Source organism: Nonomuraea purpurea (genome assembly GCF_042650645.1).
In the GTDB taxonomy this organism is placed as follows: domain Bacteria; phylum Actinomycetota; class Actinomycetes; order Streptosporangiales; family Streptosporangiaceae; genus Nonomuraea; species Nonomuraea purpurea.
In genome coordinates this window covers 1-14,608 of record NZ_JBHSBI010000022.1, presented here as the reverse complement: position 1 = coordinate 14,608, position 14,608 = coordinate 1, and the positions used below count along the sequence as shown (strand labels likewise).

The window sequence follows — 14,608 nt, the reverse complement described above, 5'->3', positions numbered from 1 at the left end:
TTGCATAGAGGGGTCGACGGCGCTCGGGCGGCACATGATCTCGCTGGTCCGCGAGGGGGTCGGAAGGACGGACGTCAGGCAGTGGTGAGGTGGGCGCGGATAGCGGCGGCCCCGGATTCGGTGAGCCAGTCGGTGAGGGTACGCAGGCCGGGGTGGATCACGCGCAACGCTTCGATGTCGGCGTGCCATCGGTGACCGGCGTGCCAGCGTTTCCTGGTCTCGGCGACGTCCGAGCTGATCGCGGCGGCCTCGCTGTCGGTGAGTTGCTCGTACCGGACCGGAATGCCGGTGGCCTCGGCGATCGCGGCGGCGGCCTCGACCGGCGTCGGTTCGTCACCGGCCAGTTCCAGAGTTCGTCCGGCGAACCGGGTCGGCTCCGCGAACGCGAGCGCGACGAACTCGGCGATGTCCTCCAGCGCGATGATCTGCATGGGCTCGTGCGGGAGAAACAGGTGACGGTTGACGCCGTCGGAAATGCCGTCGATGCCGGTCAACGCGATGCCGAGGTAGTTGGTCATGAACCGGACAGGACGCAGCACGGTAGGCAGCGCGATGTGGTCGTGCAGGTACTGTTCGATCAGCGCCTTCCCCGTCGAACCCTGCAGTGCGGTCGATGTCGAGGCGACGGTGCTGAATACGACCTGCTTGACTCCCGCCACAGCCGCCGCGTCGATCAGTGCTCGGCCGCGGGCCACTTCGAGATCGGTTTCGGGCCCGGCCGGCCCGAAGGCCACGGGCGGTATGCCGAACAGGGCGGCGGCGCCGTCGAGTGCCGGCGGCAGAGTCGCCGGATCGTCGAAGTCGCCGCGCATGAGCTGCGCGCCTGCGGCGGCCAGCGCGGCGGCGGCGGGTGCGGCCGGGTCGCGCACCAGGGCTCGCACCGGCCACCCTCCGGCAAGCAGTCGCCGGGCGGTGGCGCCGCCCTGCTTGCCGGTGGCGCCAGTGACGAGGATCGGGGAGTCGGGCTCTGCCGGCGTCACGGTGGTCATGACGTCCTTTCGGAGACGGTGGATACTTTAACGATGCGGAATGTTCCACCCACTTCCGCGCCACAGACAAGGATTACGTGACATGACAGCAGCAGCGGCGCCCGTACCGGGTGCGGCACCTGCCGGGCGCGCCGATGCCCGACGCAACCGGGAGATCGTGCTGCGCACCGCGATGCGCATGTTCACCGAAGAAGGGCTGGAGGTGTCGCTCGGCCGGATCGCGCAGCGCGCCGGGGTCGGCGCCGGGACCGTCTACCGGCACTTTCCGAGCAAAGAGATCCTGGTCGAGGCGGTGCTCGCCGAACACGTCGAGGGATTCGTGGCCGCCGCCGGTCGGTGGGCCGCCCGCGCCGCGCCCGGCGAGGCGCTGTTCGGGTTCCTGCTCGAAGTGATCGAGAAGTCGGCCGGCCGCCAGCATGTCTGCGACGCGCTCACCGCCGACAAGAGCTGGCCACGCGCCATGCTGACCGCCGCGGCGCAGCGGTTCCACGAGGCGCTGGAGCGCCTGTTGTGCGAGGCGAAACAGGCTGGTGCGATACGCGCCGACGTGCGGGCCGACGATCTGGCCGCGTTGGCCGTCGGGGGTGCCGCGCTGCGTTCCGCACACCGGGACCGGGTGCGCGGCACACGGCTGGTGCGGCTGCTCCTGGACGGGTTGCGTACCCCGGCCGTCACGAAAGTGGGCTCCTTTCGTGACGCACCCTCCCCTCAACGTCACGAAAGCGCCGCCCACAGCGTGCGACACTGCGCAGAATGCGGCGCTCGGCTGCGTGTCCACGCCACCGGGCGACCACCCCGCTACTGCGGCCCGACCTGCCGCCAGCGCGCCCGCCGCCGCCGCATCGCCACCTGAGACCATGCCGGCTGACCGGCCTGGCAGCGCGGGTGGTCGCGCTCCTCGGCCCAAGCAAGCATTACCCAGGTCATCGCATCAGATCATCGGCGACCGGGCAGGCATCCGGCGTGATGCCGTCCAGCCGGACCGCGTCGGACTGGCCAGCGGACGGGGCTGAAGGCGATGAACGAAGCAAGGGGCGAGCGCGAAACACCGATCGTGGGCCGCCGCGAGATGCTCAGCCTGGCCTGCGGTTCGGCGGTGCTGACCGGGTGCGGCGCCACACGGCAAACCGTCGGCGTCGCGACGCCCACGCCTGCTCCCGGCCGGGAACAGGCCACCGGAATACCGGTCACGCCGCCGGAAGACCTCATGCGTGAGCACGGGGTCCTCAAACGCGTCCTGTTGGTCTACCGGGAGGGCATCCGCCGGATCAACGCCGGCGAGCAGGTGCCCGTCCAGGCCCTGCATGCCGGGGCCGGCATCATCCGCACGTTCATCGAGGAGTACCACGAGCGACTCGAAGAACGCTACGTCTTCCCGCGCCTGGTCAAGGCGGGCAAGCTCACCGACACCGTCTCGGTCCTGCTCCGGCAGCACCGGCGCGGACGCGTCCTGACCGGCCGCATCCTGGACGCCACCGCCGAACCCACGCCCCAGCGAGCCCGTCCCGACCTGGTCGCCGACATGGCCGCCTTCATCCGCATGTACGAGCCGCACGAGGCCCGCGAGGACACCGTCGTCTTCCCTGCCATGCGGGACGTCATCCCGCCCAAGGAGTTCGCCGAGATGGCCGAGACCTTCGAGGACGAGGAGCACCGCCGCTTCGGCGCGGCCGGCTTCACCGGCATCGTCGGGCAGGTCGCCGACATCGAAAAGTCACTCGGCATCTACGACCTGAACCAGTTCACGCCCCGCGTATGAGTCCGAGTCGCGTTTACCGGTGCCCGCCGCGGATTGAGACGCTCGTGCCCGATGTGACCAGCCCCCAGGCGAGGTTAGGGGGACTGGTAGAGGTCGGGGATGCCGTCGGCGTCGGCGTCGGCGGTCTCGGCCTGGTGGATGCGCCGGTAGAGGCGGGCACGCAGCCGCAGGATCACCGTGGCCAGCAGCGCGGCGGCCAGAGAACCGGCCAGGACGGCGACCTTGACCTGCTCGTCACCGGCGGCACCGAACGCGAGCTCACCGATGAGCAGCGACACGGTGAACCCGATGCCGGCCAGGATGGCCAGCCCTGCCATGTCGATCCAGGCCAGCCCCTCATCCAGGGTGGCGCGGGTGAAGCGGGCCACCAGCCAGGTCGCGGCCAGGATGCCGAGCGGCTTGCCGACCAGCAGCCCGGCCATGATGCCGAGGGCGACCGGCTCGGTCAGCGTCTCGGACAGTCCGCTCAATCCGCCGAGGGCGACCCCGGCGGAGAAGAAGGCGAAGACGGGAACGGCGATGCCCGCCGAGATCGGCCGGAACCGGTGCTCGAAGTGCTCGGCCGGCCCGGGCCCGTCCTCAGCCCGGTCGGTCAGGACGGGGACGGTCAGGGCCAGCAGCACCCCGGCCACGGTGGCGTGCACGCCCGAGGCGTGCACGAGCGCCCAGGTGGCGAACGCCGGCGGCAGCAGCAGCCACCAGGCGCGCGTCCCCCGCCGGACGAGCACGGCGAAGACCGCCAGCGGGACCAGCGCCCCCAGCAGCGGCAGCACCGCCAACTGCGCGGTGTAGAAGACGGCGATGATGACGATGGCGATCAGGTCGTCCACCACCGCCAAGGTCAGCAGGAACGTGCGGAGCGCGTCCGGCAGGGAGCGGCCGATCACCGCCAGCACCGCCAGCGCGAAGGCGATGTCGGTCGCGGTCGGGATCGCCCACCCCCTGGCGGCTCCGCCGGCGATCGCCAGGTACACCAGGGCAGGCACGACGACCCCGCCGATCGCCGCGGCCACCGGCACGGCCGCCCGCCGCAGGTCACGTAGGTCGCCGGCGACGAACTCCCGTTTGAGCTCCAGCCCGGCGACGAAGAAGAAGATCGCCAGCAGCCCGTCCGCGGCCCAGGCGGCCAGGTCGAGGTTCAAGTGCAGCGCGGCGGGCCCGATCTCGATCGCGCGCAGGTCCTGGTAGGTCTGCGCCCACGGCGAGTTGGCCCAGACCATCGCGGCGAGTGCGGCGGCCAGCAGTAACGCTCCGCCGATGGTCTCCTTGCGCAGGATGTCGGCGATGCGGCGTGCCTCTGGCCACGTGCTCCGATCGAGCAGGCGTGGTGTACGTCGGGAGGTGGGGCCGGGCATGGAACTCCGCTCGTCGCAGGGGTCGGGACGCTCACTTGCCGACCAGACTTCCCGGCACACCGCGCCCACCATAACACCGGCGATGTCACGGCAACTCACGCATTCTTGACGCCACCGCGACCACCGAATCGCCCCGCGACCCTGTCCGAGCAGGCCGCCCGCCTATACGATCTTGACGACGATTGATAAGTTCCTTGTAGGTGTGCCGGGAAGTCTGGTCGGCAGGTCCTGACCCGTTGACGTGCGAAGGAAGTGCCGGTGCGCGCCTGTGATCTGCTTGCCGACCTCCCCTCGGTCGGCTTCGACGCCTCCGTGACCGATGCCGCCTCCGGCCCGGACGACCCGGCGCACGCCGGCTTCTTCCCACGCGTACTGGACACCGTGTGTGAGGCAATCACGGCATGAGCGTGCTGTCCTGGGCGAGCGTGGCGGTCTTCGTGGCCGCCTACACGCTGATCGCCACCGAGAAGGTGAACCGGGTGGCGGCCGCGCTCGGCGGGGCCGGGATCATGCTGCTGATCCACGCCACCGGCGCCGAGGCGGCGTTCTTCTCCGAGCACTCCGGCATCGACTGGAACGTCATCTTCCTGCTGCTCGGCATGATGGTCATCGTCGGGGTGCTGAAAGAGACCGGCGTCTTCGAGTACCTGGCGATCTGGGCGGCCAAGCGCGCCCGCGGCCGGCCTTTCCGGCTGATGGTGCTGCTGGTGCTGATCACCGCGTCGGCGTCGGCGTTGCTGGACAACGTGACCACGGTGCTGTTGATCGCGCCGGTGACGTTCCTGGTGTGTGAACGGCTCGCGGTCAATCCGGTGCCGTTCCTGATCGCCGAGGCGATGGCGTCCAACATCGGCGGCACCGCCACCCTGGTCGGTGACCCGCCGAACATCATCATCGCCAGCCGCGGCGGCTTGAGCTTCAACGACTTCCTCATCCACATGGCGCCGATGGTCGTCGTGCTGATGGTGGTGTTCGTCGCCCTGTGCCGGCTGATGTTCGGCCGGTCGTTCCGGTACGACCCTGAGCGGGCGGCCGAGGTCATGGCGTTGAACGAGCGGGAGGCGATCGCGGACCGTCGCCTTCTGTGGCAGTCGCTGGTCGTGCTCGCGCTGGTGCTGGCCGCGTTCGTGCTGCATCCGGTGCTGCACCACGCGCCGTCGGTGGTCGCGTTGCTGGGCGCGGGCGTGCTGGTGGCGGTGACCAGGGTGAGCGCCGAGCAGGCCATCGCCGAGGTGGAGTGGCCCACGCTGGTGTTCTTCGCGGGGCTGTTCGTCATGGTCGGCGCGCTGGTGGAGACCGGCGTCATCGGGGAGCTCGCGCGAGCGGCGGTCGCGGCCACCGACGGACAGCTCACGGTGGCCACGATGGGGGTGCTGGGCGTCTCGGCCATGCTGTCGGCCCTCGTGGACAACATCCCGTACGTCGCCACCATGAGCCCGATCGTCGAGCAACTGGTCCAGGCGGGTGGCGAGGGCGCGCAGGTGCTGTGGTGGGCGCTGGCCTTCGGCGCCGACCTCGGCGGCAACGCCACCGCCGTCGGCGCCGCCGCCAACGTGGTCGTGCTCGGCATCGCCGCCCGCAACGGCACCCCGATCAGCTTCTGGCAGTTCACCAAGTACGGCCTGATCGTCACCCCCGTCACCGTCGCGCTGGTCGCCCCGTACTTGTGGTTGCGCTATCTCATGTGATCAGGAGCATTACCGGCAGCCCCGTGAGCTCCCTTCAGGTTTTGCCCGTCGTGGGCGGGTATATCGGGAAATTTGCCGAACACGTACCGCTGAGGGCGTTGCCCAGAGAGGGGCTCAAATGGACCCGGCAGGCTGGATCGTCTCCGCCATCGGCATATCGATCGCCATCGGCATCGCCGTCTCGCTGGAGATCGGCAGGAGGAAGGGCAAGAACGCCGGCCAAGGACGGCCCGACGACGGCGGGCGGGATTCGGGGGCCTGACAGGTCCATGGGGGTGGCTTGGCGAACGGTCGTTTGCTCCCGCGTCAGGCAAACGTGCGCGCGGCTACGAGACCCGCGACAAGCACGAGCACCAGGACGTCGATGGAGATCGCCGCCGCCGAGTCGGACACCCGCACCCGGCTGACGATCGCACCGATCATCAGCAGGACCAGCCCGATCGACGCGGCCACTCCGAGCGGCGGCACCACGAACCCCGCCAGCAGCCCCACACCGCCCGCGGCCTCCAGCACGCCGATCAACCGCCATAACTCCGGCCGAATCCCCAGATGATCGCGGATCGCCGGCGACGGAGGCACGCTCAATACCTTGATCCCGCCGGTCCCGACGAACAGGAGGCCGAGCAGGACCGACAACACGACAACAACGGCGCTCACCGGCGACTCCTCCAGAGATCCAGAACGACAACTTACTGCTTGGTAGCGTCGATGGCACCGCTTCTCCTCCCTTCGCCGCTCGCCGGTACGCTCGGGCACCGGTGGTGGAGTGTGCCCGAGCTGGACGCGGCCCCGGAACGGATCTTTCCGCCCCGGCTGACCGTACTGCTGAAAGACCTGTTCCGGGGCGTGCGGCACGAGCGGCCCGTCACCCTCGACTGGTGAAGTCGCACAGCCGGACCTCTCGCGCCCCTTCTGAAGGGGTGAACGCTATCCGGCGGTGCCGCTGAGTTCGTTCGGGCTGCGCGGCAGGGTGGCGCTCCTGACGACGCCGCTGGACGGCAGGTCGACGGCGTGCACGTGCTTCTTGGCAGGGTCGCTCACGTAAACGGTGTTGTCGCGCACGAAGATGGCCGGCCGCGGCTGCTGCCATTCCAGCGGCTCGCTCCACTCGTCCATGACGTCGATGGACTTGACGACCTCCGCCCGGTCGGGGTCGATCACGTGGACGCGGCCGTCGGTGCCGAGGACGAGGGCCTCACCCTGCGGCCCCCGGGCCAAGGAGCGGAAGGTGTAGCTGGTGCCGAGGTCCACCAGCTTCAGCGTGCCGCCGACGGTGTCGATGAGCGAGATCCGCGTGGGCCGCTCCAGTTCGGCGTCGGGGTCCTTCTTGTAGTCGCCCAGCACGATGGGCGAGGAGTCGGACCCGGACTGGTTGCCGACCCGGCCGTAGTCGTCCGGGCTGTCGACCTTGGTGATCTTGCCGTCCTTGTAGATCAGGACGCCGTCCTCGCAGCCGATCACGACGGCCTCGTCCTTCGCGGTGGCCTCGCCGTGAACTCCTGGGCACTTCTCGTTGCGCGTGATCTCCTTGCGGTTTTCGTCCAGGACGAGGATGCCGACGCCTTCCTCCTCGGTGCCGAGCGTGACGACCAGCTCGCGGTTGCCCAACTGGATCGCCACGCCGTGGTGGGGTGCGGCCGAGGTGTAGACCTCGCCCTTGGGCAGTCCGGCGGCCAGGTTCTTGGGGTCGAAGACGGTCACCTCGCCGGTGCCGTCCGAGAACAGTGCGGTGCGGCCGGCGTGCCGGGCGACGTGTCCGGGTTTGTTCCCCTTGAACTCGTCGTCCTTCAGCGTGGCGCCGACCGCGTCGAGCACGCGGAAGCCGGTGGAGGTGGAGACCAGCACGTGCCGGTCGTCGCCGGCGGGGTTGACGCGGTTGAACCCGGTCAGGGGGATGTCCTCGGCCAGTTGGAGGGTGTGCCCGTCGAGCACGTACAGGCCGCCGTCGTACGTCGTGACGATCGGGTCCTTCACCGGCGCGCGGGAGGGGGCGGCAGGCGCGGCGGCGGGTTGGGGGCTCGCGCAGGCGGTCAGCAGGAGCCCGGCGGCGATGAGGGCCGCGGATGCGGTCCGGACGGTCATGGAGATGTGCCCTTCTGTGTGGGTTTCAGCGGCCGTTGAGGCCGTCGACGATGGCTTTGGTGTTGGTGCGGACCATGTCGAGGTATGTGGCGGCGCCCGCGTGCCGGCTCAGCGACTCCGAGAACAGGGGGATCACGCGGACCCGTACACCGGCCTCGGAGGCGAGCACCTGGGCGAGGCGGTCCGGCTGGGAGGAGTCCGCGAAGATCGCTTTCACCCGTGTGCCGCGGATGACGTCCCGCAACGACTTCAGGTCCGAGGCGCTGGGGGAGGCCAGGGTGGTGCCGCTGGGGATCACCGCGCCGACGATCTCGAAGCCGTAGCGCCGGGCGAAGTAGCCGAAGACGTGATGGTTGGTGACCAGCTTGCGGGAGCCGGGCGGGATGGTCGCGACCTCCCGCGCCACCCAGGCGTCCAGGTCCTCGACCCGCTCGCGGTAGGCCGCGGCGTTGGCCCGTACGGTGGCCGCGTCCGCGCCCTCGACCCGCGCGACGACCTGCTCGGCGATCAGGTCCACGGCCTTGGCCACGCGCCGCGGATCGGTCCAGAAGTGGGGATCGGGCCGCGGCTCCCCGGCGGTGAACGGCACGGGCTCGACGCCCTCCGCCACCGCCAGCGTGGGCACACCCGATTCCGCCGCGGCCCGCACGTGGCGCAGGACGCCCTCCTCCAGGCCGAGCCCGTTGTGCACGACCAGGTCCGCGCGTTCGATCGTGGCCGCCTCCTGGGCGGAGACGCCGAACGAGTGCGGGTCGGAGTCCGGCTTCATCAGCACGCTCACCCGGGCCTGGCCGCCGACGACGGCTCGGGTGAGGTCGCCCAGGATGTTCGTGGTGACGACGACCCGGGCTTCGGACGGCCCCGCGCCGGCGCATCCGCTCACCGCCACGGCGACCACGGCGGCGACGACGAGATGGCGGATCATCGGCCGGTCTCCGTCATGTGCGCCGGCGCGAAGCCCGGCTCGAACGTGCGGGCGCGCCTGAGACGGTCGTTGTAGTCGATCTCGTGGACGACGCGGCCGGCGGGGTCGTTGACGTACGCGCGGGCGGTGTCCACCTGGATGGCCGGCGAGCCGGTCAGGGGAGTGCGCAGCAGCGCCGTACTGGCCGCCTCCTTGCCCGAACGGGGATCGTAAGCGCGCAACTCGCCGGCCTCTGTCAGGCACAGCACCGGTGAGCCGGGGCCTGTGGCGCTGACCGCCACGGTGGGCCCGGTCTTCAGCAGCCGCCACGTCCTGGCCGTGACGTCGAGGACCCAGACGCCCGTCTTGCCGGCCTTCGCCGCCAGGACCGTGCTGCCCGGCCGGTGGTGGAACTCCGTGGCGCGCTCGTCGCGAGGCCGCTCGCCCGGATAGGGGATCCGCACGCCTGTGAACGTGCCGTCCTTCTCGGTGACCAGCAGGGCGCCGTCGGCGCAGCCGAAGACCGCGCCGCGGCGCGTCACCGCGACGCCCGCCGCGTCCGCGCAGGCTCCGACGGGGGAGCCGGCTCCGTCGACGCGCACCTGGCCGCCTTCCGCCACGAGGAGGCGATCCCCGAACGGCACCGCGGCGGCGGCCTTGAGGGTGCGCGTCTCGGCGAGCTCGCCCTTCTCCATGCGGGAACGGTCGACCAGCCTGACCGTGCCGTCCGAGGAACGCACGGCGGTGACGGTCGCGCTGGTGGCGACCGCCGTCGGGGCCCTGCCCGCGAGCGTGCCGAGGTCGCGGGGGGCCGAGCGGTAGTGGTGCGCGTGGTCGCCGTGGTCGACGGTCCAGGCGCCGGAGTCGATCACCCGGACGTCGCCCGTCGCGGTGGTGAGGTAGGCGAAGCGCCCGTCGCCGGTCACGCTCTCGACGTCGCCGACCTCGGCGAGAAGGGAGACCTTCCCGGTGACCAGGTCCAGGACGTGCGCCTTCTCCGCCTGCTCGTCGACCAGGACGAGGCGGGACTGCGTCTCGGCCGTCTCCTCGGCGCCTTCGACGTACCCGTGCGGGACCTCCTGGGCCTGGCCGCCGCCCCCGCTCTGCCGGGCGCAGCCGGTGAGCACGAGCCCGGCGGCGGCCAGGATCACGATCGTCGCCCTCATCGCGACACCTCGGAGGGGATCCGGCGCCGCAGGACGTCCGCCAGGGCCGACAGGAAGAACGCGGCCACGGCGACGGCCACGATGGTGGCGCCGGCGGCGGTGGCCGCGTGCCACGAGACGACCAGCCCGATCACGGTCGAGCCGGTCCCGAGCAGCGCCGCGCCGAGCATGATCCTGGGGATGCTCCTGGCCCACAGCGCCGCCGCGGCCGCGGGTGCGATGAGCAGCCCGAAGACGAGCAGCGTGCCGACGACGTGGAACGAGGCCACGATGGCCAGCGTGACCAGCCCGACCAGGAGGGCCTGCGCAGGCCGGGGACGCAGGCCCAGCGTGTGGGCCTTGCGCGGGTCGAAGGCGAGGGCGACGAAGAGGCGGTGACCGGCGGCGCCCGCCAGTACGGTCACGGCCAGTGCGGCGGCGAGCCCCGCCAGGTCCTCCGGCCTGACCGCCAGGACGTCGCCGAACAGGAACGCGGTCAGGTCCACGGCGAAGGATTCCGAGTGAGAGACGACGATCACGCCGAGGGACAACATTCCGGCGAACAACAGCCCGATTCCGGTGTCCTGCGACAGCCGGCGCGACCGGCTGAGCACGTTCACGCCCAGCGCCATCCCGCCCGCGCTGAGCAGGCCGCCGATCAGGACGTTCACCCCCGCCAGGGAGGCGAGGGCCACGCCGAGCAGCATCCCGTGGGACATCGCGTCCCCGAGGAAGGCCATCCCGCGCAGAACCACCCACGTTCCCGCGACGGCGCAGATCAGGGAGACCAGGATCCCCGCCCACAGCGCTTGCCGGACAAATGACACCTGAAACGGATCAAGCAACCAATCCATGGCAAAGCACACTACAATGAAAATCATTACCATTTCTACTTGGGGAGGTTCCGTGGCGATCCACGGCACGGTCGCGCTCCACGACCTCACGGCCGGATACGGCCGCAGGACGGTCCTGCGCGGGCTCTCGGCCGAACTGCCCCGCGCGGAGGTGACCGCCGTCGTCGGCCCCAACGGCTCGGGCAAGTCCACGCTGCTCGCCGTGCTCGCCGGTGTCATCCGGCCCGGCCACGGCAGGGTGGAGCGCGGCGGTGCCCGCCGCCCCGGTTACGTCGTGCAGCGCAGTGCCGTCTCCGACACGCTGCCGATCACCGTGCGCGACACCGTGGCCATGGGCCGCTGGGCGCTGCGCGGGCCATGGAAACGACTGACGGCGGCGGACTGGGCGGTCGTCGACGCCTGCCTGTCCCGCCTGGGCATCCTCGACCTGGCCGGGCGGCGCCTGGGCGCGCTGTCGGGCGGCCAACGCCAGCGAGCCCTGCTCGCCCAGGGGCTCGCGCAGGAACCCGACCTCCTCCTGCTCGACGAGCCCGCGACCGGCCTGGACCTGGAGGCACGGCAGTACGTCCGCACGGTCCTGGAGGAGGAGAAGGCACGGGGTGTCACGGTGGTGCACGCCACACACGACCTGGACATGGCGCTGCGAGCCGAACACTGCCTCCTGCTGAACGACGGCCGGCTCATCGCACAGGGCCCGCCGTCAGCCGTCCTGACGACGCAGGCGCTGAGCGGCGTGTTCGGTGGGGCGTTGCTCGGACGCGGTGGTCAGTCCTGAGCGGGCTTTCGCCTGGTCCCTTGCCGGCTTCGTGACGCAGGGGAGCGCGCCCAAGGGGGCTGGTGTGCGGGTGTCAATCGGCGTGTCCGCGATTGCGGCGCTCGACGTACAGGCGACCGCCCTCCGGTCCGGTCCACTCCAGCTTCACGACGCCGGGCACCGCGGCGTCGGCGCTGCGCGAAGGGTCGGCCCAGTAGCCGAAGGCGGGGTTGCGGAAGAACGTCGCCCACAGTTGCCCGCTGCGATCGGCGAAGATGTTGTTGTGGCCGGCGCCGACGCCCATGGTCCACCGCCGGGAGTAGGGACCCTCGAAAGTGTCGGCGACGGCCAGGACCGCGTCGTACTGGTACTGCGTGCGGCCGGGGCCGGCCGGGTCGTAGGCGTGGCGCGTGCTGCCGTCGGGATTGGCCGAGGTGCGGTTCCAGACGGCGTGGAGGAGGTAGTACCTGCCCTGGTGCTTGTACACGTACGAGCCTTCGATGTACGGCTCGGGCGAGTAGGGCGTCTGCCGGAACTTGGGGAGGTTCGTCGTCGGGACGATGTCCTCCATGTCGTCACGGAACTTGGCGTACAGGTGGTTGTGCAGCACGAGCCACGCGTCGTCGCCCTCGGTGTAGAGGCTGCCGTCGATGTGGTGGTAGGCGCCGGGCTTGATGAAGTCGGGCCCGCCGATGAAGGAGTCGCCGAAGGGCTTGCCGAAGTTGCCCTCGATGAGCCGGTATGGCCCCTCGACCCCGCCCTCGCTCACGAGCAGGAACGAGCCGACCTTCTGGGAGTGGTCTCCCATGCACGCCACGATGTACCACTTGCCGCGGAAGTAGTGCACCTCCGGGGCCCAGACGTTGCCCCGCTTGCCGAACCGGTCGTCGTACCAGTACTCCTGCCACGGAGCGACGACCGTGCGTCCCGGCCGGTTCTCGCCGACGAACTCGGGCGACCACACCTTGCCCTTCTCGGCGCCGGCCCGGACGCCGGTGGTGTCGGCCAGCCTCCACGGGCCCCGCAGGGACGGTGACACCCACAAGAAGATGCCGTCGTTCCACGAGCCGGCCGGCGGCCCGGGCGCCCGGGTGGTGCCGGTGGCGACGTAGATCGGACGACCGCCGACGACGAAGCAGTTGACGTAGGTGTCCCGCATCCAGACCCGGCCGCGCTCCTCGTCGCGGGGGCGCAGTTCGAGCGGGAGGATGAAGGAGTTGTCCGCACGCGGCCACAGGTCGAGCCGGGTGTCGGCCAGGCCGTAGGGCTCGGGGTCCGGCCAGTTCCGCGGGTGGCGCCGCATCTCCGCCGGCGCGGCGTGCGCGGCGGTCGCGGGCAGCGCCGCCCCGCCCATGATGCCTGCCACACCCGTTAACAAGGATCGTCGGCCGACGTGCGTTCCGTTGTCAGAAGTGGTCATCAGTCACGTCCTCCTACGCCGGCGCTCGCCGAGTTCGCTCCCAGCGGCCGCCCGCGCGCGACGGGGCGCCATGCGCCCCTTGCCGCGGGTGAGCGGGAGGGCCGCTCTTGTGCCGCATGCGGAGAGTCTGCCGAAGTCATCGATATTTCGTCAATAACCCGGAAAAAATCCCCCAATCGGCCTCGTGAGCCGTGCCCGCCCCGCTATCGGCGGACTCGGTAGAGCAGGTGCAGCACCCGGTCGCCCTGGATCACCACATGCGGGTCCTCCAGCAGTTGCTGGGCGTCGACCGACCCGAAATACCGCTTGCCCGACCCGAAGACCACGGGCACGACGTCCATCGCCACCTCGTCCACCAGCCCGAGGGCGAGCGCCTGCCCGCCAATACAGCTTTTCTACATTGCACCCTTGGGATATCATCGCCATATTGCGATCAATAATGAGCGGCCCGTTCAGGATCTGGCATCCCCTGAGAAGGAGTCCGCGCCGACGGGAACTGTCCTCGCGACAACCCGGCGTGCGGCCCTGCGGCGCCGCATCCGGCTCCTGGTCGCCGCCACCATCACCTACAACGTGATCGAGGCCGTGATCGCCCTCGGGGCCGGCGCCGCCGCCTCCTCCGCGGCGCTCATCGGCTTCGGCCTGGACTCGCTCGTGGAGGTCGCCTCCGCCACGGCGGTGGCCTGGCAGTTCTCCGCCCGTGACCATGAACGCCGCGAGAAGACCGCGCTGCGCGTCATCGCCGTCTCCTTCTTCGCACTGGCCGCGTACGTCACCTTCGACGCGATACGCGCCCTGACCGGATCGGGCGAGGCGGAACACTCCACGCCGGGGCTGATCCTCGCCGCGCTGAGCCTGCTGATCATGCCCTTCCTGTCGTACGCCCAGCGTCGCGCCGCCCGCGAACTCGGCTCGGCCTCCGCCTTGGCCGACTCCAAGCAGACCCTGTTGTGCACCTACCTGTCCGCGATCCTGCTGGCAGGGCTGGCCCTCAACAGCCTCTTCGGCTGGTCGTGGGCCGACCCGATCGCCGCCCTCGCGATCGCCGCGGTGGCGGTGAAGGAGGGCCGCGCGGCCTGGAAAGGAGACGCCTGCTGCGCAGGTTGTTCCACCACGTCGGACGGGTAGCGCCGCGGGATCTCGCATCGTCTGCCGGAGATCCCGCGATGGAGTGTCTGCCATCCGCTGTACCTTCCAGTTACTCGGGTTTTCCCCTTCTTGGTAAGCAGGGACGGCGAAAATTACCGAAGATCCGCAGAAAGCCTCGGCTTCAGGCCGGGGATGAATGCGGTCCCCCCTTGGGGGATGGCCTGCCGTAGGCGGGGCAGCCCGGAGCGCGGAGCTGGAATCTCAGGTGGGGCGGCGCTGCTGTTCGATATACGCCTTGATGATCGATAGTGGTGCTCCGCCACAGGACGCGGCGAAGTAGCTGGGTGACCAGAAGTGGCCGTGCATGATGGCGCGGTTGACCCGGCCGGTGAACTCCTTGCGGAGGTAGTGCGAGGAGACGCCCTTCAACGAGTTGACGAGTTTGCTGATCGCGACCTTGGGCGGGTAGTGCACGAGCAGGTGGACGTGGTCGTGTTCGCCGTTGAACTCGCGGAGTTCGGCCTCGAAACTGTCGCACACCTCGATCATGATGTCTTCGCAGCGGCGCA

Annotated in this window: 18 protein-coding genes; 8 read left to right on the top strand and 10 right to left on the bottom strand. The window is 70.3% G+C overall.

What is annotated here, in order from left to right; genetic code table 11:
* Positions 1–74 precede the first annotated feature (74 nt).
* On the bottom strand, positions 75–989 hold the full coding sequence (locus ACFOY2_RS35130) for an NmrA family NAD(P)-binding protein (RefSeq protein WP_379532418.1): 915 nt from the start codon (positions 987–989) through the stop codon (positions 75–77).
* Between the two features lie 82 nt (positions 990–1,071).
* On the opposite strand from ACFOY2_RS35130, the gene ACFOY2_RS35125 reads away from it, so the two are divergent.
* A complete protein-coding gene (locus ACFOY2_RS35125) occupies positions 1,072–1,842 on the top strand; it encodes a TetR/AcrR family transcriptional regulator (protein ID WP_379532417.1) in 771 nt (256 codons plus the stop codon).
* Between the two features lie 165 nt (positions 1,843–2,007).
* On the top strand, positions 2,008–2,748 hold the full coding sequence (locus tag ACFOY2_RS35120; protein WP_379532416.1) for a hemerythrin domain-containing protein: 741 nt from the start codon (positions 2,008–2,010) through the stop codon (positions 2,746–2,748).
* Positions 2,749–2,822: 74 nt separating this feature from the next.
* Here the strand turns inward: ACFOY2_RS35120 and nhaA are convergent, their stop codons facing one another.
* Positions 2,823–4,103 carry a Na+/H+ antiporter NhaA gene (gene nhaA / locus ACFOY2_RS35115; RefSeq protein ID WP_379532415.1) on the bottom strand — a complete coding sequence of 427 codons (1,281 nt, stop codon included), beginning with the start codon at positions 4,101–4,103 and terminating at the stop codon, positions 2,823–2,825.
* A 258-nt stretch (positions 4,104–4,361) separates the two neighbouring features.
* On the opposite strand from nhaA, the gene ACFOY2_RS35110 reads away from it, so the two are divergent.
* The 3 genes from ACFOY2_RS35110 to ACFOY2_RS35100 all read left to right on the top strand — a co-directional run bounded on the left by ACFOY2_RS35110 (position 4,362) and on the right by ACFOY2_RS35100 (position 6,053).
* The gene (locus ACFOY2_RS35110) at positions 4,362–4,508 is read left to right on the top strand and encodes a hypothetical protein (RefSeq protein WP_379532414.1); all 147 of its coding nucleotides are present in this window, start codon (positions 4,362–4,364) and stop codon (positions 4,506–4,508) included.
* On the top strand, positions 4,505–5,791 hold the full coding sequence (locus ACFOY2_RS35105) for an ArsB/NhaD family transporter (RefSeq protein ID WP_379532413.1): 1,287 nt from the start codon (positions 4,505–4,507) through the stop codon (positions 5,789–5,791). Before ACFOY2_RS35110 ends, ACFOY2_RS35105 begins: the two co-directional genes overlap by 4 nt.
* Before the next feature lie 118 nt (positions 5,792–5,909).
* Entirely contained in the window at positions 5,910–6,053 is a 144-nt protein-coding gene (locus tag ACFOY2_RS35100) for a hypothetical protein (RefSeq protein ID WP_379532412.1), read from the top strand.
* A gap of 44 nt (positions 6,054–6,097) precedes the next feature.
* Here ACFOY2_RS35100 and ACFOY2_RS35095 read toward each other — a convergent pair whose 3' ends face one another.
* Complete coding sequence (locus tag ACFOY2_RS35095; RefSeq protein WP_379532411.1) at positions 6,098–6,448, bottom strand: DoxX family protein; 351 nt, start codon at positions 6,446–6,448, stop codon at positions 6,098–6,100.
* 51 nt (positions 6,449–6,499) lie between these two features.
* On the opposite strand from ACFOY2_RS35095, the gene ACFOY2_RS35090 reads away from it, so the two are divergent.
* Complete coding sequence (locus ACFOY2_RS35090) at positions 6,500–6,673, top strand: hypothetical protein (protein ID WP_379532410.1); 174 nt, start codon at positions 6,500–6,502, stop codon at positions 6,671–6,673.
* Between the two features lie 45 nt (positions 6,674–6,718).
* Here ACFOY2_RS35090 and aztD read toward each other — a convergent pair whose 3' ends face one another.
* The 4 genes from aztD to aztB are packed head-to-tail and all read right to left on the bottom strand — an operon-like array spanning position 6,719 to position 10,776.
* A complete protein-coding gene (aztD, locus tag ACFOY2_RS35085) occupies positions 6,719–7,873 on the bottom strand; it encodes a zinc metallochaperone AztD (protein WP_379532409.1) in 1,155 nt (384 codons plus the stop codon).
* A gap of 25 nt (positions 7,874–7,898) precedes the next feature.
* Complete coding sequence (gene aztC, locus ACFOY2_RS35080; RefSeq protein WP_379532408.1) at positions 7,899–8,798, bottom strand: zinc ABC transporter substrate-binding protein AztC; 900 nt, start codon at positions 8,796–8,798, stop codon at positions 7,899–7,901.
* Complete coding sequence (locus tag ACFOY2_RS35075) at positions 8,795–9,943, bottom strand: ABC transporter (protein WP_379532407.1); 1,149 nt, start codon at positions 9,941–9,943, stop codon at positions 8,795–8,797. Before ACFOY2_RS35075 ends, aztC begins: the two co-directional genes overlap by 4 nt.
* On the bottom strand, positions 9,940–10,776 hold the full coding sequence (gene aztB / locus ACFOY2_RS35070; RefSeq protein WP_379532406.1) for a zinc ABC transporter permease AztB: 837 nt from the start codon (positions 10,774–10,776) through the stop codon (positions 9,940–9,942). Before aztB ends, ACFOY2_RS35075 begins: the two co-directional genes overlap by 4 nt.
* Before the next feature lie 52 nt (positions 10,777–10,828).
* Between aztB and aztA the strand changes: the two genes are divergently transcribed.
* On the top strand, positions 10,829–11,551 hold the full coding sequence (gene aztA / locus ACFOY2_RS35065; protein WP_379532405.1) for a zinc ABC transporter ATP-binding protein AztA: 723 nt from the start codon (positions 10,829–10,831) through the stop codon (positions 11,549–11,551).
* A 73-nt stretch (positions 11,552–11,624) separates the two neighbouring features.
* Here the strand turns inward: aztA and ACFOY2_RS35060 are convergent, their stop codons facing one another.
* Complete coding sequence (locus ACFOY2_RS35060) at positions 11,625–12,950, bottom strand: family 43 glycosylhydrolase (RefSeq protein WP_379532404.1); 1,326 nt, start codon at positions 12,948–12,950, stop codon at positions 11,625–11,627.
* A gap of 203 nt (positions 12,951–13,153) precedes the next feature.
* Positions 13,154–13,306 (bottom strand): hypothetical protein, encoded by a 153-nt coding sequence (locus ACFOY2_RS35055; RefSeq protein WP_379532403.1) that lies wholly within the window; start codon positions 13,304–13,306, stop codon positions 13,154–13,156.
* Between the two features lie 103 nt (positions 13,307–13,409).
* Here ACFOY2_RS35055 and ACFOY2_RS35050 point away from each other — a divergent pair, with 103 nt between their 5' ends.
* Complete coding sequence (locus ACFOY2_RS35050; protein ID WP_379532561.1) at positions 13,410–14,078, top strand: cation transporter; 669 nt, start codon at positions 13,410–13,412, stop codon at positions 14,076–14,078.
* Between the two features lie 222 nt (positions 14,079–14,300).
* On the opposite strand, the gene tnpA is transcribed toward ACFOY2_RS35050, so the two are convergent.
* The coding region (gene tnpA / locus ACFOY2_RS35045) for an IS200/IS605 family transposase (RefSeq protein ID WP_379532402.1) at positions 14,301–14,608 on the bottom strand (308 nt) is incomplete at its 5' end.

What these genes read in the sequence shown, in the direction of transcription:
- ACFOY2_RS35100 (WP_379532412.1), top strand. Translation starts at nt 5,910, where the DNA reads ATGGACCCGGCAGGCTGGATCGTCTCCGCCATCGGCATATCGATCGCC.
- ACFOY2_RS35130 (WP_379532418.1), bottom strand. Translation starts at nt 989, where the DNA reads ATGACCACCGTGACGCCGGCAGAGCCCGACTCCCCGATCCTCGTCACT.
- ACFOY2_RS35090 (WP_379532410.1), top strand. Translation starts at nt 6,500, where the DNA reads ATGGCACCGCTTCTCCTCCCTTCGCCGCTCGCCGGTACGCTCGGGCAC.
- aztD (WP_379532409.1), bottom strand. Translation starts at nt 7,873, where the DNA reads ATGACCGTCCGGACCGCATCCGCGGCCCTCATCGCCGCCGGGCTCCTG.
- aztB (WP_379532406.1), bottom strand. Translation starts at nt 10,776, where the DNA reads ATGGATTGGTTGCTTGATCCGTTTCAGGTGTCATTTGTCCGGCAAGCG.
- ACFOY2_RS35060 (WP_379532404.1), bottom strand. Translation starts at nt 12,950, where the DNA reads ATGACCACTTCTGACAACGGAACGCACGTCGGCCGACGATCCTTGTTA.
- ACFOY2_RS35105 (WP_379532413.1), top strand. Translation starts at nt 4,505, where the DNA reads ATGAGCGTGCTGTCCTGGGCGAGCGTGGCGGTCTTCGTGGCCGCCTAC.
- ACFOY2_RS35120 (WP_379532416.1), top strand. Translation starts at nt 2,008, where the DNA reads ATGAACGAAGCAAGGGGCGAGCGCGAAACACCGATCGTGGGCCGCCGC.
- aztC (WP_379532408.1), bottom strand. Translation starts at nt 8,798, where the DNA reads ATGATCCGCCATCTCGTCGTCGCCGCCGTGGTCGCCGTGGCGGTGAGC.
- ACFOY2_RS35075 (WP_379532407.1), bottom strand. Translation starts at nt 9,943, where the DNA reads ATGAGGGCGACGATCGTGATCCTGGCCGCCGCCGGGCTCGTGCTCACC.
- nhaA (WP_379532415.1), bottom strand. Translation starts at nt 4,103, where the DNA reads ATGCCCGGCCCCACCTCCCGACGTACACCACGCCTGCTCGATCGGAGC.
- ACFOY2_RS35125 (WP_379532417.1), top strand. Translation starts at nt 1,072, where the DNA reads ATGACAGCAGCAGCGGCGCCCGTACCGGGTGCGGCACCTGCCGGGCGC.